This is a genomic window from Micromonospora sp. NPDC002296 (genome assembly GCF_040296145.1).
Taxonomy (GTDB): domain Bacteria; phylum Actinomycetota; class Actinomycetes; order Mycobacteriales; family Micromonosporaceae; genus Micromonospora.
The window spans coordinates 368,137-385,629 of record NZ_JBEOWQ010000001.1; the positions used below are offsets into that span (position 1 = coordinate 368,137).

General features: G+C 73.2%; 17 protein-coding genes. 12 read left to right on the top strand and 5 right to left on the bottom strand.

What is annotated here, in order from left to right; translation table 11 throughout:
* Nucleotides 1-5 precede the first annotated feature (5 nt).
* On the top strand, nucleotides 6-2,846 hold the full coding sequence (gene purL, locus ABT023_RS01750; RefSeq protein WP_350880561.1) for a phosphoribosylformylglycinamidine synthase subunit PurL: 2,841 nt from the start codon (nucleotides 6-8) through the stop codon (nucleotides 2,844-2,846).
* 4 nt (nucleotides 2,847-2,850) lie between these two features.
* Nucleotides 2,851-3,606 carry a 2-phosphosulfolactate phosphatase gene (locus ABT023_RS01755; protein ID WP_350880563.1) on the top strand — a complete coding sequence of 252 codons (756 nt, stop codon included), beginning with the start codon at nucleotides 2,851-2,853 and terminating at the stop codon, nucleotides 3,604-3,606.
* 122 nt (nucleotides 3,607-3,728) lie between these two features.
* Here the strand turns inward: ABT023_RS01755 and ABT023_RS01760 are convergent, their stop codons facing one another.
* Nucleotides 3,729-5,873: a carboxypeptidase-like regulatory domain-containing protein gene (locus tag ABT023_RS01760; protein ID WP_350880565.1), complete on the bottom strand. Its 2,145-nt coding sequence runs from the start codon at nucleotides 5,871-5,873 to the stop codon at nucleotides 3,729-3,731.
* A gap of 131 nt (nucleotides 5,874-6,004) precedes the next feature.
* Here ABT023_RS01760 and ABT023_RS01765 point away from each other — a divergent pair, with 131 nt between their 5' ends.
* The 5 genes from ABT023_RS01765 (at nucleotide 6,005) to amcA (ending at nucleotide 10,699) form a co-directional block, all read left to right on the top strand.
* Complete coding sequence (locus ABT023_RS01765; protein WP_350880632.1) at nucleotides 6,005-6,340, top strand: sterol carrier family protein; 336 nt, start codon at nucleotides 6,005-6,007, stop codon at nucleotides 6,338-6,340.
* 160 nt (nucleotides 6,341-6,500) lie between these two features.
* Nucleotides 6,501-8,039: an amidophosphoribosyltransferase gene (gene purF, locus ABT023_RS01770; RefSeq protein ID WP_350880567.1), complete on the top strand. Its 1,539-nt coding sequence runs from the start codon at nucleotides 6,501-6,503 to the stop codon at nucleotides 8,037-8,039.
* 64 nt (nucleotides 8,040-8,103) lie between these two features.
* On the top strand, nucleotides 8,104-9,258 hold the full coding sequence (purM, locus tag ABT023_RS01775; RefSeq protein WP_350880569.1) for a phosphoribosylformylglycinamidine cyclo-ligase: 1,155 nt from the start codon (nucleotides 8,104-8,106) through the stop codon (nucleotides 9,256-9,258).
* 129 nt (nucleotides 9,259-9,387) lie between these two features.
* Nucleotides 9,388-10,494 (top strand): cyclophane-forming radical SAM peptide maturase AmcB, encoded by a 1,107-nt coding sequence (gene amcB, locus ABT023_RS01780; RefSeq protein ID WP_350880634.1) that lies wholly within the window; start codon nucleotides 9,388-9,390, stop codon nucleotides 10,492-10,494.
* Nucleotides 10,463-10,699 (top strand): multiple cyclophane-containing RiPP AmcA, encoded by a 237-nt coding sequence (amcA, locus tag ABT023_RS01785; RefSeq protein ID WP_350880571.1) that lies wholly within the window; start codon nucleotides 10,463-10,465, stop codon nucleotides 10,697-10,699. Before amcB ends, amcA begins: the two co-directional genes overlap by 32 nt.
* Before the next feature lie 151 nt (nucleotides 10,700-10,850).
* On the opposite strand, the gene ABT023_RS01790 is transcribed toward amcA, so the two are convergent.
* Together ABT023_RS01790 and ABT023_RS01795 are read right to left on the bottom strand one after the other, a co-directional pair.
* A complete protein-coding gene (locus ABT023_RS01790; protein ID WP_350880573.1) occupies nucleotides 10,851-11,063 on the bottom strand; it encodes a DUF3073 domain-containing protein in 213 nt (70 codons plus the stop codon).
* Nucleotides 11,064-11,375: 312 nt separating this feature from the next.
* Nucleotides 11,376-12,458 carry a Glu/Leu/Phe/Val family dehydrogenase gene (locus tag ABT023_RS01795; protein ID WP_350880575.1) on the bottom strand — a complete coding sequence of 361 codons (1,083 nt, stop codon included), beginning with the start codon at nucleotides 12,456-12,458 and terminating at the stop codon, nucleotides 11,376-11,378.
* 213 nt (nucleotides 12,459-12,671) lie between these two features.
* On the opposite strand from ABT023_RS01795, the gene ABT023_RS01800 reads away from it, so the two are divergent.
* Nucleotides 12,672-13,511 (top strand): DUF8083 family protein, encoded by an 840-nt coding sequence (locus ABT023_RS01800; protein ID WP_350880577.1) that lies wholly within the window; start codon nucleotides 12,672-12,674, stop codon nucleotides 13,509-13,511.
* A 284-nt stretch (nucleotides 13,512-13,795) separates the two neighbouring features.
* On the top strand, nucleotides 13,796-14,005 hold the full coding sequence (locus tag ABT023_RS01805) for a BldC family transcriptional regulator (protein WP_007073996.1): 210 nt from the start codon (nucleotides 13,796-13,798) through the stop codon (nucleotides 14,003-14,005).
* A gap of 81 nt (nucleotides 14,006-14,086) precedes the next feature.
* Here the strand turns inward: ABT023_RS01805 and ABT023_RS01810 are convergent, their stop codons facing one another.
* Nucleotides 14,087-14,467, bottom strand: coding sequence for a PPOX class F420-dependent oxidoreductase (locus ABT023_RS01810; RefSeq protein WP_350880579.1), 381 nt, complete (start codon nucleotides 14,465-14,467; stop codon nucleotides 14,087-14,089).
* 53 nt (nucleotides 14,468-14,520) lie between these two features.
* Between ABT023_RS01810 and ABT023_RS01815 the strand changes: the two genes are divergently transcribed.
* Nucleotides 14,521-15,300 (top strand): class I SAM-dependent methyltransferase, encoded by a 780-nt coding sequence (locus tag ABT023_RS01815; protein ID WP_350880581.1) that lies wholly within the window; start codon nucleotides 14,521-14,523, stop codon nucleotides 15,298-15,300.
* Between the two features lie 88 nt (nucleotides 15,301-15,388).
* On the opposite strand, the gene ABT023_RS01820 is transcribed toward ABT023_RS01815, so the two are convergent.
* A complete protein-coding gene (locus tag ABT023_RS01820) occupies nucleotides 15,389-15,676 on the bottom strand; it encodes a hypothetical protein (RefSeq protein WP_350880583.1) in 288 nt (95 codons plus the stop codon).
* A 167-nt stretch (nucleotides 15,677-15,843) separates the two neighbouring features.
* Here ABT023_RS01820 and ABT023_RS01825 point away from each other — a divergent pair, with 167 nt between their 5' ends.
* A complete protein-coding gene (locus ABT023_RS01825; protein ID WP_350880585.1) occupies nucleotides 15,844-16,698 on the top strand; it encodes a 3-hydroxyacyl-CoA dehydrogenase family protein in 855 nt (284 codons plus the stop codon).
* Nucleotides 16,695-17,438, top strand: a complete 744-nt coding sequence (locus ABT023_RS01830; protein WP_350880587.1) for an enoyl-CoA hydratase/isomerase family protein — start codon at nucleotides 16,695-16,697, stop codon at nucleotides 17,436-17,438. The genes ABT023_RS01825 and ABT023_RS01830 overlap by 4 nt, the downstream gene beginning before the upstream one ends.
* Nucleotides 17,439-17,493: the final 55 nt, after the last annotated feature.

The following is a 17,493-nucleotide window of genomic DNA, read 5'->3' on the forward strand; positions in this document are numbered from 1 at the left end:
AGGTCATGACCACCCATCCGGACCCGGCGGTACGGGAGAACCCGGGCGGCTTCCCGGCCGTCCCGGCGGAGCCGTTCACGGCTCCCGTGGCGCCGCAGCCCGGCCCGGTCCCGGCCCGGCCCGTCGAGGCGGTCCGCCACCCCGACCCGGCCCGGTCCGCGCCCACCGGCGACTGGGCGCACGGCCCGGACACCGTGCCGCGTGCCATGGACACCCCCGGCGAGCTCCAGCCGTACGCCGAGCTGGGCCTGCGCGACGACGAGTACGACCGGATCCGGCACATCCTCGGTCGCCGCCCCACCCAGGCCGAGCTGGCCATGTACTCGATCATGTGGAGCGAGCACTGCTCCTACAAGTCGAGCAAGGTGCACCTGCGCCAGTTCGGCGAGAAGGCCCCGCCGAGCGACCGGCTGCTCGCCGGCATCGGCGAGAACGCCGGCGTGGTCCAGGTCTCCGACGAACTGGCGGTGACCTTCAAGGTCGAGTCGCACAACCACCCGAGCTTCGTCGAGCCGTACCAGGGCGCGGCGACCGGCGTCGGCGGCATCGTCCGGGACATCCTCGCCATGGGCGCCCGCCCGGTCGCCGTGATGGACCCGCTGCGCTTCGGCGCGGCCGATCACCCCGACACCGCCCGGGTGCTGCCCGGCGTGGTGGCCGGCGTCGCCGGCTACGGCAACTGCCTCGGCCTGCCCAACATCGGCGGCGAGGTCGTCTTCGACCCCTGCTACCAGGGCAATCCCCTGGTCAACGCGCTCTGCCTCGGCGTGCTTCCGGTCGACCGGCTGCAGAAGAAGGAGGCGGCCGGCCCCGGCAACGTCGTGGTGCTGATGGGTGCCCGGACCGGCCGGGACGGCATCGGCGGCGTGTCGGTGCTGGCCAGCGCCACCTTCGACGAGGGCAGCGAGCAGCGCCGTCCGTCCGTGCAGGTCGGCGACCCGTTCATGGAGAAGCTGCTCATCGAGGCGTGCCTGGAGCTGTACGACGCCGAGCTGGTCGTCGGCATCCAGGACCTCGGCGGCGCCGGGCTGACCTGTGCGCTCACCGAGACCGCCGCCTCCGCCGGCACCGGCATGCGGGTCCTGCTGGAGCGGGTTCCGCTGCGCGAGGCCTCGATGGAGCCGCACGAGATCCTGGCCAGCGAGTCGCAGGAGCGGATGCTGCTGGTCGTCGCCCCGGACAAGCTGGAGGCGGTGCTCAAGACCGCCGAGAAGTGGGGCGTCTGGGCCACCGCCATCGGCGAGGTCACCGCGCCGTCCCCGGACGGCCAGCCGGGCCGGCTGGTGATCACCTGGCGCGACCAGCTCGTGGTGGACGTCCCGCCGGGCTCGCTGGTCGACGACGGTCCGGTCTACGCCCGTCCGATGCGCGAGCCGGCCGACCTGATCCTCATCCAGGCCGACCGGGCCGAGACGCTGCCCCGGCCGGCGACCCCGGAGGCGCTGCGGGAGACCGTGCTGCGCATGATCGCGTCGCCGAACCTGGCCGACAAGACCTGGGTCACCGAGCAGTACGACCGGTACGTGCTGGGCAACACCGTGCTCGCCCAGCCGGAGGACTCCGGCGTGATCCGGATCGACGAGCGCACCGGTCTGGGCGTCGCCCTGTCGCTGGACGGCAACGGCCGGTACGCCCGGCTCGACCCGTATCACGGCACGAAGCTGGCACTGGCCGAGGCGTACCGGAACGTGGCGGTGACCGGCGCGAAGCCGATCGCCGTGACCAACTGCCTCAACTTCGGCTCGCCGGAGGACCCGGGCGTGATGTGGCAGTTCGCCGAGGCCGTCCGCGGCCTGGCGGACGGCTGCCTGGAGCTGGGCATCCCGGTGACCGGCGGCAACGTCAGCTTCTACAACCAGACCGGCGCGGCGGCGATCCACCCGACCCCGGTGGTCGGCGTGCTCGGCGTGCTGGACGACGTGGCCGAGCGCGTGTCGATGGGCTTCGTCCCGCGCACCGACGGCGACCACGACCAGCTCTTCCTGCTCGGCGAGACGCACGTGGAGCTCTCCGGCTCGGAGTGGGCCTGGGTGACCCACGAGCACCTCGGCGGCATCCCGCCGCAGGTCGACCTGTCCCGCGAGCGGCAGCTCGCCGAACTGCTGGCCGAGGCCGCCCGGGTCGGGCACCTCAGCTCGGCGCACGATCTGTCCGACGGTGGCCTCGCGCAGAGCCTGGTCGAGTCCTGCCTGCGCCGCGGGGTCGGCGCGCAGATCGCGGTGCCGGAGCACTTCGCCGGCGGTTCGATGCCGTTCGTCTTCCTGTTCAGCGAGTCCGCCGGACGGGTCCTGGTCTCGGTGCCGCGGGGCCACGAGAAGGCGTTCACCTCGCTCTGCGCCGAGCGCGGGGTCCCGTGGGAGATCATCGGGGTCACCGACCAGGCCGGCGGGGCCCTTGAGGTGCGCGGACAGTTCCGGATCGGCCTGGACGAGCTGCGCGCCGTACACGGCGCCACGCTGCCCCGGCTCTTCGGCGGGACGGAGTCGGCCGAGGCCGCCCCGGCCGGGCGGGGCACCGCTCCGGCGGCGACCGCGGCTGCTTCGGCCCCGACTCCGGCGGTCGACACCGTCGAGGGTGCCCGGGAGGCCGTGGCCCCCGTCGCCGCGCCGGCCGAACGGGTGGCGCCGGAGCACACCGGGTTCGCCCTGGCCGACCCGACGGCCGCCGAAACGACGGCGGTTGCCGAGGCCGGGCCCACCGCCGACGCCCCGGGCGGGGCGTCCGGGCAGCCGGTCGACGGCGGGCCCGAGCGGGTCGACGGCGCGGAGCGGGCCGCCGGTCCCTCCGGGGCGACCGAACCCGACGCCGGTGGCGCCGACCGGTCCGCCGCGCCCGACCAGCGCTGACACGTTGGCCGCGGCCGTCTCCGCCCAACCCGGCTCCGGCGCCCGGTTCGACTGGGGGCTGACCGGCGCGGCGGAGCTCGGCCGCGTCTGCGCCGTCCTGGTGGTGGTGGACGTGCTCTCGTTCACCACCGCCGTGGAGGTCGCGGTCGCCCGGGGGATGCGGGTGCACCCGTTCCCCTGGGGTGAGCAGGCGGCGGAGTACGCGCGCCGGGTTGGCGCGGTCGCGGCCGTGGGCCGCCGGCAGACGACCCCGGAGCACCCGTGGTCGCTCTCCCCGGCGGCGCTGCGCACCGCGCCGGTCGTCGCCGACCTCGTGCTGCCGTCGCCGAACGGCTCGGCGATCAGCGCCGCCGCCAGCGCCACCGGGCTTCCGGTGGTCGCAGCCTGCCTGCGCAACGCCCGCGCCGTCGGGCGCTGGCTGTGCGAGCGGGGGTACGGCTCGGCCGACGCCGCGATCGGCGTGATCGCCTCCGGCGAGCGCTGGCCCGACGGCGCCCTGCGACCCTCCGTGGAGGACCAGCTCGGGGCGGGGTGCGTGCTCGACATCCTCTCCGGGGTGCCCGGCGGGCTGTCGGTGGAGGCCGCGATGACCCTCGCCGCGCTGGCCAGCACCCCGGACGTGCCGGCCGCCGTGCGCGGCTGCGTCTCCGGCCGGGAACTCGTCGAGGGCGGCTTCGCCGACGACGTGGAGGTCGCGGTCCAGGTCGGCGTCTCGGACGTGGTGCCGGTGCTGCGGCAGGGCGTCTTCTCGGCCGCCTGAGCCGGCTCGCCCGCCCTCGGCGGTCCCTTTCTCTGTCCTTCCCCGGCCCCGACGGAAGAGCGCGGCTGCCCCGGCGGGCAGCCGCGCTCTGCGTCGCGGTGCGGGCGGTCGGCCCGCGAGGGTCAGTCGTCCAGCCAGTCCAGCCGGCGCCCGCCCCGGTCCTGCTGCGGCGGGCCGTCGGGCCTGGCCCGACCCGGCTGGGCCTGGTCGCCGTAGCCGCCCTGCTGGTCATAGGCGGTCGGCTGGTCGTAGCCGTGACCCTGCTGCGGGGGCTCCTGGCCGTACCCCCCACGCTGCTGCGGGGGCTCCTGGCCGTACCCCCCGCCCTGCTGGTCGTACCCGCCTGCCTGGCCGTAGCCGCCCTGCTGGCCGTAGCCCTCTCCGCCGTAGCCGCCGCGCTGGTCGTAGCCGCCCTGCTGGCCGCCGTAGGCGCCGCCCTGCTGACCGGCGTCGTAGCCGCCCTGCTGGCCGTACCCGCCGCCGGTGGGCTCGCCGCCGCGACCGTACTGCGGAGGCGGCTCCGGCTGGCCGTAGTTGTGGCCCTGGTCGGCCTGGTAGGTGCTGGTCGGGTACGGGTCCGCCGGCGGGGTGTACGAGCCGGTGCCCTCGCCGGTGTACCGGCCGGTCGGCTCGTCGTAGCGCTCGCCGTAGCCGCCGCCCTGGCCCGGGTAGCCCCCGGCCGCCGCTTCCGCCGGTGCGCCGTAGCCCCGGCTGCCGTAGCCGCCGCCGGACGCCGGGGCGTCGGTGCCGTACCCGCCGGGCGTGCCGCCGTACCCGCTCCCGGAGGCGTACCCGCCGCCGGTCGAGGTCGGGGCGTTGCCGTACCCGCCGCCCGACGCCGGGGCGTCGGCGCCGTACCCGCCGTAGCCGGCCCCGGAAGCGGGCGTGTTGCCGTAGCCGGCCCCGGAGGCGGGCGCGTTGCCGTAGCCGCCGGCCGCGCCGTAGCCGCCGCCCCGGGGTTCGTCGCCGTATCCGCCGCCGCTGCCGGCTCCCCAGCCGCCCTGCTGGCCACCGGGGCCGTAGGCGGACGGCGGGGCGCCGTACGGATCCGGCGGGACGTCGTCCACGATCGGCCGCTGCATCATGGTCGGCGCGTCGCTGAGCGAGGTGCCGCCGACCATCGTCGGGTCCGGTCCGGCGCCGACGCGGTTGACCACCCGGGTCTTGTCGTCCGTCCCGTGGTACGCCCCCCGGGCGGCGGGCACCGCGCCCGCTGCGGCAGCACCGGCCGGGGCGTCGTCGTCGGTGTCGTCGCCGTTCTCCCGGCGCTTCATCCAGAGCAGCACCATGGTGCCCACGCCGACGGCCACGAACAGGCCGCCGAGCAGGATGAGCAGCCAGTTGAAGCCGTCGGAGTCGTCCTCGGCGGCGGCGTTCTTCGGGGCCCCCGGGGCGGCCGCGGGGCTGTCCTCGGGGGTCTCCTCGATCGGCTCCTCGGTCGGCAGCGGCTCCTCGCTGGCCGCCGGGGTGGGACTCGGGCTCACCTCGACCTTGATCGCCAGGCTGATCCGCTGCCCGGTCACGCTCTGCCCGGCGCTCGCTTCGAAGGACTTGGTGGTGCGGAACTCGCCCCGGACGGCGCCGATATCGATCCGGCCCGGGGTGATCGGCCGGTCCTTGCTGCCGGTGAAGCGGAAGTTCCCGCTGCCTTCGCTGGTGGTCTCGTAGTGGTGGCCGTCGCTGTCCTGGAGCATGACGGTGGCGTTCGGTACCGCCGAGCCGTTGGCCGAGGCCACCACCTTGCCGGAGACCGACTTGACGGTCTGCACCTGCTCCTGCGTCGGCGACGGCGCGGCCTTCGCCTTCACCGTGAGCTGGAGGTCCCGGCCGTTCTGGCCGCCCTGGGGGCTGGACGCGTTGACCGTCACCCGCTGGTTGTCCGCGTTCGGCGCGTCGCCGGAGGCGCGGAGTTGGACGACGTGGTTCACCGAGCCGGTGCCGTTGAAGTCGACCTTGCCGCAACCGCTCCCACAGCTCACGCCTCGCGGGAGACCCGCCACGGTGATGATGACGAACTTCTCGTCGTCGCTCCTCGGCGTCAGCTGCACGTTGACGGCGGTGGTGCCGCCTGCCTGGATGGTCGCTGAGCCGGGGGAGACGCTGATGTCGGCTGCCAGGGCGGGTGTGGCGGGGGCGGTGAGCAGGACGCCGACCACCAGCGCCACGACCACACCGGCCCGCTGCTTCCAGGCACGTCGGTGTGTTGACACGTCCACCGCCTTCCGGTCTGACTTCCCTGGCCGGCGGGGCGCCGGGCCGGGGATCATCACGGTACGAATACGCCGTCGGCAACTATGCCTTGTCTGACCGGATCGGCGCGACCCAGGGCCGCGTCGAAAGCGTCGGAGCCGGGTCGTATCGTCCCGTCGTGTCCTCTCCGCACACAAAGTTCGCAGCCGTGGCCGCCGCGCTCGCCGCCCTCGACGAGGGCCGTACGCCCGAACGGCCGGTGTTCCGGGAGGCGGTTCGTGCCCTGTTGGCGGCCCTTGCGGATCGAGCACCCGGCCGATCGGTGGAGGTGCGTGTCCCACCTTACGGTGCAGTTCAGTGCATTCCTGGTCCCCGACACACCCGTGGCACCCCGCCCAACGTCGTCGAGCTGGACCCGACGACCTGGTTGGAACTGGCGACAGGCCGCCGAAGCTGGGCGGACGCGGTCGCCGAGGGACGCGTACGGGTCAGCGGTGTCCGCGCTGACCTTTCCGTGCACCTTCCGCTCCGACTGGGCGACTAGTCATCACGCCGGACACGGAAAGGGGTCGCACTGTGACTCTCAGTATTGACACTCATTCGCGTACACTCTGAGGCGACGACAGTGGTCCCGGCCGAGCAAGCGCGGATCCGCCCCCGAGATCCCGCCCGGCCAGTCCAGACCCAGCATGAGGGAGCGGTAAGTGCCCCGAGGCGACGGCCGGCTGAGCCACGACCTTGATCCCCAACGACCCGGCCCGCAGGACGCGTGTGGCGTCTTCGGCGTCTGGGCGCCCGGGGAGGCGGTCGCCAACCTGACCTACTTCGGGCTCTACGCCCTCCAGCACCGGGGCCAGGAGGCCGCCGGGATCGCCGTCAGCGACGGCTCGGGCGTGGTGGTCTACAAGGATCTCGGCCTGGTGGCCCAGGTCTTCGACGAGCCCACCCTGGCCAGCCTGCGTGGGCACCTGGCGATCGGGCACGCACGCTACTCGACGACGGGCGGCTCGACCTGGGAGAACGCCCAGCCGACCATCCGGTCCACCAGTTCGGGCACCACGATCGCGCTCGCGCACAACGGCAACCTGGTCAACACCGCCGAGTTGCAGCGCGAGAGCGCCGAGCGGGGTCTGCTCGCCGACGGCTCGACCAACGACACCTCACTGGTGACCATGCTGCTGGCCAGCCGGCCGGACCTCTCGGTCGAGGCCGCCGCGCTGGAGGTGCTGCCCCAACTGCGCGGCGCGTTCAGCTTCGTCTTCATGGACGAGTCGACGCTCTACGCGGCCCGCGACCCGCACGGCGTGCGTCCGCTGGTCCTCGGCCGGCTGGAGCGCGGCTGGGTGGTGGCCAGCGAGACGGCCGCCCTGGACATCGTCGGGGCGAGCGTGGTCCGCGAGGTGGAGCCGGGCGAGCTGATCGCCATCGACGAGGACGGCCTGCGGTCCAGCCGGTTCGCCGCACCGGAGCCGAAGGGCTGCCTCTTCGAGTACGTCTACATCGCCCGGCCGGACGCCACCATCGCCGGGCGCAACGTGCACGCCGCCCGGGTGCAGATCGGCCGCCAGCTCGCCAAGGAGCACCCGGTCGAGGCCGACCTGGTCATCCCGGTGCCGGAGTCCGGCACCCCGGCGGCGATCGGCTACGCGGAGGAGTCCGGGATCACCTACGGCGCCGGCCTGATGAAGAACCCGTACGTGGGGCGCACCTTCATCCAGCCGTCGCAGACCCTGCGTCAGCTCGGCATCCGGCTCAAGCTCAACCCGCTGCGGGAGAACGTGCGGGGCAAGCGGCTGGTCGTCGTGGACGACTCGATCGTGCGCGGCAACACCCAGCGGGCCATCGTCCGGATGCTGCGCGAGGCGGGTGCCCTGGAGGTCCATGTCCGGATCTCCTCCCCGCCGGTGAACTGGCCGTGCTTCTACGGCATCGACTTCGCCACCCGGGCCGAGTTGCTCGCCAACGGGCTGGACAACGAGGGCATCCGGCGCTCCATCGGCGCCGACACGCTGGGCTACGTCTCGTTGTCGGGCCTGATCGCCGCTACCGAGCAGCCAAAGACCCGGCTCTGTCGGGCCTGTTTCGACGGGGAGTACCCGATCGAGCTGCCGGCCGGGAACCTGATCGGCAAGCACGTGCTCGAGGGTGTGGGACGCCGAGTCGCTGGTGCCTCGGACGTTCCGGAGCACGCCGCCGCACCGCTCGTCGCCGCTCCGGGCGGCGCGACCGTACACCGCCCATAGCACCGCCCGACGCGGGCCCGCCGGTCAGCCCCGGTACCCCGCGAGAACCACAAAGGGGAGAACCGTGACGCACGTGTCCGAGCGCAGCGGCACAGGAAGCAGCCCGACCGGCGCCGGCGGCGACCGCCAGCCCTGGACGGCCGGCACCGGCCGCCCGGCGCGCAAACGCTCGGTCTCGTACGCGGACGCCGGCGTCTCGATCGAGGCGGGCGACCGCGCGGTCGAGCTGCTCAAGTCCAAGGTGAAGCAGACCCGTCGCCCGGAGGTCATGGGCGACCTCGGCGGCTTCGCCGGCCTGTTCCGGCTGGACACGAAGAAGTACAAGAACCCGATCCTGGCGTCCTCGACCGACGGCGTCGGCACCAAGCTGGTGATCGCCCAGCAGCTCGACATCCACGACACGATCGGCATCGACCTGGTCGCCATGGTCGTCGACGACCTGGTGGCCTGCGGCGCCGAGCCGCTGTTCCTGCTCGACTACATCGCCTGCGGCGAGGTCGTCCCGGACAAGGTGGCCGAGATCGGCGCCGGGATCGCCGACGGCTGCCGGTACGCCGGCTGCGCGTTGCTGGGCGGCGAGACCGCCGAGCACCCCGGCGTGCTGCGTCCGGACGAGTACGACGTCTCCGCCACCGGCGTCGGCGTGGTCGAGGAGAGCGAGATCCTCAGCCCGGACCGGGTCGAGATCGGCGACGTGGTCATCGCCATGCGCTCCTCGGGCCTGCACTCCAACGGGTACTCCCTGGTCCGGCACGTGCTGCTGGGGGCCGGCCGGATGCGGCTGGACGTGGTGATCGACGACTTCGGCCGGCAGCGCACCCTCGGCGAGGAACTGCTCACCCCGACCAAGATCTATGCCCAGGACTGCCTCAAGCTGATCGCCGAGGCCGAGGTGCGCTCGATCGCGCACGTCACCGGCGGCGGCATCCCGGGCAACCTGGTCCGGATCCTGCCCGAGCACGTCGACGCGGTGGTCCACCGCTCCACCTGGAAGCCGCAGCCGATCTTCGACCTGATCCAGTCCAAGGGCCGGATCGAGGACCAGGAGATGGATGCGACCTTCAACATGGGCGTCGGCATGTTCGCGATCGTCTCCGCCGAGGACGCCGACCGGGCCCTGGCCACGCTGACCGGCCGTGGCGTCGACGCCTGGCAGGCCGGCGAGATCATCGAGGGCACCGGCAGGGTGCGGATGGTCGGCCAGCACACCCGGGGCTGATCACGCAGCGCTGATCATCCGAGCACCTGATCAGGGGTTCACCCGAGTGGCCATCGCCGCCTAGCCTGAAGGACGCCCTTCAGGCCAGGAAGGAGGGCGATGGTTGCTCGAAAACGGCAGGTGAGCGGGATGCGGGGGCTGTCCCCGGTCCCGTCGTACGTCGTGATGCAGCCGACCACCCTCTGCAACCTGGACTGCGCGTACTGCTACCTGCCGTTCCGGGCGGCGGACCGGCGGATGCCGGTCGCGGTGGCCGAGGCGGTCGCCGCGTCGGTGAACCCGTGGGCGTCGGCCGGCCGGTTCTCGGTGGTGTGGCACGGCGGGGAGCCCCTCGCGACCGGGCGGGAGCACCTGGCCGCCCTGCTCGCCCCGTTCGGGGCGGAGGTCGAACACCACGTGCAGACCAACGCCACCCTGATCGACGACGCCTGGTGCGAGTTCCTCGCCGCGCACCAGGTGCGGGTCAGCGTGAGCGTGGACGGGCCGCGCGGACGCAACGGCGACCGGGTCACCCGGGCCGGCCGGCCGGCGTACGACCGGATCGTGCGCGGGATCGAGACGCTGCGCCGGCACGGGCTGCCGTTCTCGGCGCTGGCGGTGGTCAGCGACCCGACCCCGGGCCGGGCCGCCGAGCTGTACGACTACTTCCTCGGCCTCGGCTGCGAGGTGCTGGGGGTCAACATCGAGGAGACCGAGGGGGTCAACACCCGCGGCAACGCCCACGAGGCGGCGCCGGTGCGGGCGTTCTGGGCCGAGCTGGTGGCCGCCTGGCGCCGGGATCCCCGGATCCACCTGCGCGAGGTGGAGTGGTCGCTCCGGTACGCGGCGGCGGTGCTCGACGGCAGCGCCGACGATCTGCTGCCCCGGCGGCTCGACCCGATCCCCACGGTCGGCCACGACGGGTCGGTGACCGTGCTCTCCCCGGAGCTGGCCGGCTTCACCGACCCCAGGTACGGCGACTTCAGCAGTGGCGACGTGTTGACCACCCCGCTGGCCGAGATCCTGGCCGGGGTGGAGCGGACGACCCCCTGGGTGGGTGAGTTCCTGGCCGGCGTGGAGGCGTGCCGCGCGTCCTGCCCGTACTTCGGCTTCTGCGGGGGTGGGCACGCCGCCAACCGTTACTTCGAGCTGGGGCGTTTCGACGGTACGGAGACCGAGCACTGCCGCAACAGCAAGATCCGCTTACTGGAGGGAGTGTTGGACCATGCCCGAGACCATCGGAGAACGGCAGACTGAACGGGTCGGGGGAGACACCGGGGAACCGGTCGTCGACCGGGTGCGGGACACCGCCGCCGGGCTGGCCGACCTGCTCCAGGAGGCGGCGGACGCGCGCCAGCTGCGTTCGGAGGCGGCGGGAGGCGAGGGTGCCGGCGCGGTCTGCGCCTGGAACCACTTCGAGAACATCCCGACGTTCTACAACTGGAACAACCGGCCCCGATGAGGGGCGGGCGGGTCCGAGATCAAGGACCTGCCGCGGCGACCGGATCGACTCCGGCACGGCAGGCCCCTGATCATCGGGTGGGTATGCCGCCTCCCGATGGGTACATGCGTGAGCACGCGGGACTTGCCGCGTGCTCAGATGTTCCCGGAGGTCAGCGGGTCGGACGGACCCAGGGGTCCGGGTCTTCGTCCGGGTGATCGTCGTCGTCGACGAACTCTTTGTAGTCGTCGTCGACGACGACGTGGTCCGACTTACCAGCACCCGCCAGTTCGCGCTGCAAGGCGGTGAGGTCGGTGTTCGGGGAGTGGTACTTCAACTCCCGGGCCACCTTCGTCTGCTTGGCCTTAGCACGGCCGCGCCCCATGGCTCGACCCCCTCGCACAGAATGCGGGGCAGCCCGAAGGCGGGCCCCGATGACGTCAGGCATCTCTCGTGGCTCTTACGGTACATGGGGATGCCGCTGTTCGGCACCTCGGGTTACCGTCTGCCGGCCCTGCGCGTCGCAGTGACCCGGCTGTCACCAAGTGTACCGGCGTAAGGGCCGAATGCCGAACCGCCCGTGACACCGGACAGATGGGCGGCAATCACCCCGATTTCAGCTTAACGCCGCCGCCCGTCCCGCTCCACGCGAGGAGCCCGACCCGGTGCGTTTTCCGTACCGGGTCGGGCGTGGCGCTCAGCGCAGGTGGATGGCGCGCAGCCGGCCGACCTCCGCCATCCGGCGCTCGGCGAGCCGGTCCGCCGCCACCGCCGGGGGGACGCCGTCCTCGTCGGCCAGCCGCAGGATCTGGCGGGTGGTGTCGTAGATCTTCGTGGCCCGGAGCTTGGCCCGCTCGAAGTTGAAGCCCTCGATCTCGTCCGCGACCTGGATCACACCGCCGGCGTTCACCACGTAGTCGGGGGCGTAGAGGATGCCCCGGTCGGCGAGCAGCTTCTCGATCCCCGGGTGGGCGAGCTGGTTGTTGGCCGCCCCGGCGACCACCTTCGCCCGCAGCGCCGGCACGGTCTCGTCGTCCAGGGCGCCGCCCAGCGCGCAGGGGGCGTACACGTCGATGTCGGCGGCGACCAGCGCGGCGGCGTCCTCGACCAGCTCGACCTGCGGGTGGTTGGCGCGGACCCACTCGCGCGCCCGCGGGTCGACGTCGGTCGCCACCACCTCGGCGTGATCGTCGAGCAGGTGCCGGGTCAGGTGCTTGCCGACCTTGCCCAGCCCTGCCACGCCGACCCGTCGGCCGTTCAGGGTGGGGGCGCCCCAGACATGCTCGGCGGCGGCCCGCATGCCCTGGAAGACGCCCCACGCGGTGAGCACCGACGAGTCTCCCGCGCCGCCGTGCTCCACGCTGCGTCCGGTGACGTAGCGGGTCTCCCGGGCGATCACGTCCATGTCCGCGACGAAGGTGCCGACGTCGCACGCGGTGTAGTAGCGGCCGTTCAGCGACTCGACGAAGCGCCCGTACGCGCGCAGCAGCGCCTCGCCCTTGAGCTGCGCCGGGTCGCCCCAGATCACCGCCTTGCCGCCGCCCAGGTCCAGCCCGGCCAGGGCGTTCTTGTACGCCATGCCGCGGGACAGGTCGAGCACGTCGGCCAGCGCCGCCTCCTCGCTGGCGTACGGATAGAACCGGGTGCCGCCGAGCGCGGGGCCCAGCGCGGTGGAGTAGATCCCGATGATCGCCCGGAGTCCGGTCTGCGTGTCCTGGCAGAACACGACCTGTTCGTGGCCGGTGGATGACGGGCCGTCGGTGCTGGCGAATACGCCCATGGCTGGCTCCTGTGTCGGTGTGCGTCCTTTTGGGACGCGGACCTGTGGCACGCCGGCGGGATGGTGCCGGTGGGTCGAGCCTAATGTCGGCCGAAGCCGTACTGTCGTCTCAGCATGTCCGACGTCCGGTCGTCCGGCGGGTGAGCAGGGACGTCGGGCGCGCGATCGGGGCGCTGGCCGCGTCTGGATTCCGTCTCGTGGGAGGATCGCGCAGTGCCGTCGCTCTTCGCTTCGTACCTGCGGGTGTACGAGCCCCTGACCGCCTTCGACCGGGACCGTCAGTCGTACTGGCGGCGCTACGCGTCCGAGGGGCGGGCGGTGGCCCCGTCGGAGGGGCCGGGGCGGCAACGCACGGCGGTCATCGAGGCGCTGGGCGCGGGCTGGACCCGGCTGCCCGACCCGCCCGAGGAGGCCTACGTCCTGGAGGCCGACGACACCCTGCTGGTCTGCCCGTGGAACCTGCGGATCCGGGTGGCCGAGGCGGCGTTGAGCGCTCGGGACGGCGTGCCGTCGGTGCTGGCCGACGCGTTCGTGCCGCCGGTCCTCGCCGGTCAGGCCAAGGCGGTGGTGGAGGACTGGCGCAGCGGGGCCCGGGTGCTGGAACACGGCGTTCCCCGGGTGCACGAGCAGATCGCCACGTGGGGCGTGCCGCTGCGCTGGTTCGTCCTGTTCGACGCCGAGGAGCGGGACCTGGTGACCCATCCCGGGCGACGCGCGCTGCGCTACCGGACGGAGATCTCCAAGGCCCGGCGCCGATCTTCGCGGGCGCTGTCGGTGTTGCGCAAGACCGTCGGCGAGGCGCCGATCACCGAGGCGGTCGAGGAGGCCGCCCGGTGGCTGGAGGAGTTCCACCCGCGCTCGGTGGTGGAGCTGGACTACGGCGGCCTCGTCCAGTTGCTCTCCGACGAGACCCTCGACGCGGACGACTCGCCGGCGCTCGTCGCCACCGGGCTCGCCGGGCTCTCCAAGGGGGAGGCCGAGGAGGCGTCCACGGCCTACGACACGCTGGTCGCTCGCTGGCGCGCGGTTCAGCTCCTGGAACGCTGCAACTAGCCCCCACCTGGGCGAAGACTACGCAGGAAGCCGCAAAACACCCCTGGAAGCGCTCCCAATTCGAGGTGTGCTCGTAGTTGGAGCATCACGACCAGTGATTATGAGTCCGAATAAGGTGGTTCCTGCCGTGTATTAGTCGTATAAATCGGGCATGGTTCATCCGTCCGTCTAGGGACCTTCGGCCGTTCGGCCCATGTCGGACATCGGGGACTAGCCGGACCATGGGAGACGCGTCGGCCGGCGGGACCCCGGCCGATGTCTATACCTGTGGAGGAGTGACCGATATGGCATCGCGAACGCACGAACCGGAGCCGCTGCTCACACCGGCCGAGGTGGCGTCGATGTTCCGTGTCGACCCGAAGACGGTGACCCGGTGGGCGAAGGCTGGCAAGCTCAGCGCCATCCGGACCCTCGGGGGGCACCGCCGTTACCGCGAGTCGGAGGTTCGGGCTCTGCTGCAGGGGCAGATTCCCCAGCAGCGCCAGGGAGACTGACCGCCGGGAATTCTACAGACGTGCGAAGCAGGGGCGGCGGACAACGGTCCGCCGCCCCTGCTTCGTGTCCGGCCCGGGCGGTCACTCCGACAGGCTGATCCGGATGCCCACCGTCCCCCGCTCGCCCCGCCGCAGCCGGCTGCCCAGCAGGCTGAGCCGCCCCACCAACCGGTACTTCTGCTTCAGCAGCTCGCGGATCCGGCGGGTGTCCGCCGGGCCGCAGATCGTCGCGTGACCGGGCACCGCCTCGCCGTGCGGCCGGCCCCGCAGGTCGCACGGGGCCACCGTCACCTCGCCACTGCGCCGGATCCGCTTCACCTTGCCCGAGTCGGCGACGGTCCAGGCGGCCAGCGCGTCACCGTCGCGGGCGGCCCACACGGGAGTGGGCACCGCCCGCCCGTCCCTGCGGAACGTGGTCAACAGCACGTACTTCTCCGCAGCGAGGCGGTCCAAGGTGGTCACGCCGCAAGGATACGACCGCGCGACCCGCTGCCCATGGGGTTAGCGTGAACCCCGTGACCGGGGAACCCAGGATCGGCGACGTATTCGGCGAGTTGCTGCGGGACGCGCTCGCCGTGCAGACCGGGCTCGGTCCCCGGCCGATGGCCGGCGGGCGGCTGCCCCGGCCCGTCATCGAGATCATCGAGCGGGACGACGGCCTGATCAACGGTGCCCCCGCCGCCCACTACCTGGCCGGCCCCGCCGAGTGGCAGCCGTACGACCACCGGGCGGTGGACCGGGTCCGGGGCGAGACGCTGGACATCGGCGTCGGCGCCGGCCGGATCGCGCTGCTGCTCCAGGAGCGCGGAGTGCCGGTGACCGGGCTGGACACCTCCCTCGGCGCGTTGAAGGTGTGCCGCCGGCGCGGGGTGCGGGACCTGGTGCACGGCACGATCGACGAGCACGTCGCCGACGGCCGGCGGTACGACACCTTCCTGCTGCTCGGCAACAACCTCGGGCTGATCGAGGGACGGGACCGGGCATCGGCGTTCCTCGCCGCGCTCGCCGCGCTGGCCCGGCCAGGCGCGCGGGTCATCGCGCACGGCACCGACCCGTACGGCACCACCGACCCGGTGCACACCGGCTACCACGAGCTGAACCGGCACCGGGGTCGGCTCGGCGGGCAGCTGCGGCTGCGGCTGCGGTACCGGGAACTGGGCACCGAGTGGTTCGACTACCTGGTCTGCTCGGTGGCCGAGCTGGCCGAGCTGGTCCGCGGCACCCCGTGGCGACTGACCGACGTGGACGACCGGGACGCCCCGTACTACCTGGCGACCCTGAGGCTGACCGGCTGACCGGCTGACCGGCTGACCGGTCGACTCCGGTACGCGCAAGGGGCCCCTGCCGGACGGGAAGTCTCGGCAGGGGCCCCTTCAGTGCGCCTCAGACCTGGACGGTCGGGGGGAGCGGCTCCGGCGGGAGGCCACCGTCGCCGTCGACCACCTCGTCGGGAGTCCCGTCCTCGTCGATGTCGACCATGGTGATGTCCACCTTGCCGTCGCCGTCGGTGTCGAACTGGAACAGGTCGGCCCGACCGTCGCCGTCGGTGTCGACGACCCAGACGTCGGTCTTGCCGTCGTTGTTGGTGTCCGCGCGGAGCAGGTCGACCCGCTCGTCCCCGCGGGTCTCCACCGTCGCCGGCTTCTCCACACTCTCCGGTGCCTGGCTCATGTTCCGGTTCCTTCCCTCGGTTGACGGCGCAGTACCCGGTTCGGCGTGCCCCCACGCATGCCACCGGTGCCCGTGCTGCATAGGGTCGCACCCATGAGCCAGCGGAGCGGGCGGCCCGGCGCGGCGGAGACCCCGCATGCCGCCGTCGTGCGCAGCGAGGAGACGTCATGAGTCGTTTTGTCGTCGTCGGGGCCGGCACGATGGGCCTGGGCATCGCCTACGTGGCGGCCGGCGCGGGATACCACGTCGAACTGGTCGAGGTCGACCCCGACCGGGCGACCGCCGCCGAGGCGCGGCTCGGTGAGCTGTGGGACCGGGCCGTCCGGCGGGGGAAGCTCGCCGCGGACGAGGCGGCGGCGCACCGGGGGCGGGTGACGCTGGTCCCTTCCCTCGGTGCCGTCCCGCCCGAGCCCGACGTGGTCGTGGAGGCCGTGCCGGAGCGGCTGGAGCTCAAGCGCGCCGTCCTGCGGGCCGCCGCCGCGCTGCGCCCCGCGCTGCTGGGCAGCAACACCTCCAGCATCTCCATCGGGGAGCTGGCCACCGGGCTGGACCGGCCGGAACGCTTCGTCGGGCTGCACTTCTTCAACCCCGTCTGGGCCATGGCGCTGCTGGAGGTCGTGGTCGGCCCGGACACCGCCGAGGAGACCACCGCGGCGGCCGTCGCGCTCGCCGGCCGGCTGGGCAAGGACCCCGTCGTCGTACGCGACCTGCCCGGCTTCGCCACCTCCCGGCTCGGGGTGGCCCTCGGGCTGGAGGCGATCCGGATGGTCGCCGACGGGGTGGCCGACCCGGCCGACATCGACAAGGCGATGGTGCTCGGCTACCGGCACCCGGTGGGCCCGCTGGAGCTGACCGACCTGGTCGGGCTGGACGTCCGGCTGGACATCGCCCGCACCCTCCAGACCGCCTACGGGGACCGGTACGCGCCGCCGCCGCTGCTGGAGCAGATGGTCGCCGACGGCAGGCTGGGCAGGAAGTCCGGGCAGGGCTTCTACCGCTGGGAAGGAGGCGAGAAGCGGTGAGCGGGCTGCGGATCGACGAGCGGCCGGACCGGCTGGTGGTGACGCTGGACCGGCCGGAGAAGCGCAACGCGATCGACGCCGAGCTGATCGGTGAGCTGCACGACGTCTGCGCCGAGCTGGAGGCGCGGCCCCGCCTGCTGCTGCTCACCGGCGGCGCGGAGGGGATCTTCGCGGGCGGGGCGGACATCGGCCAGCTCCGCGAGCGGGGCCGGCTGGACGCGCTCGCCGCGATCAATTCCGCCGCCTTCGCCCGGATCCGGGCGTTGCCGATGCCCACCGTCGCCGCCGTCGACGGCCCGGCGCTGGGCGGGGGCGCGGAGCTGGCCTACGCGTGCGACCTGCGGGTGTGCACGGCGCGCGCCGTCTTCGGTCAGCCGGAGGTGCGGCTGGGCATCCTGGCCGGCGCGGGCGCGACCCACCGGCTCCCGGCGCTGGTCGGTGAGGCCCGGGCCAAGGAGCTGCTGTTCACCGGCCGCCGGGTGGATGCCGCGGAGGCGCTGCGGATCGGGCTGGTCAACCGGGTGGTGGACGAGCCCGCCGAGCTGCTGCCCGCCGCGCACGGGCTGCTCGACGAGATCGCCAAGGGCTCCTCCCTGGCGCTGCGGCTGACCAAGCTGGCCGTGGACGCACCGCCGGCCGCCCACCCGCACCTCGACCTGGTCAGCCAGGCGGTGCTCTTCGAGGATGAGGAGAAGCGGCGGCGGATGACCGAGTTCCTGGAGCGCCGCAGGCCCCGCTGACGGCGCGCCGCAGCCGGGCCCGGTGCTCCGGACGCGCGACGGCCGCCCCCGCGAG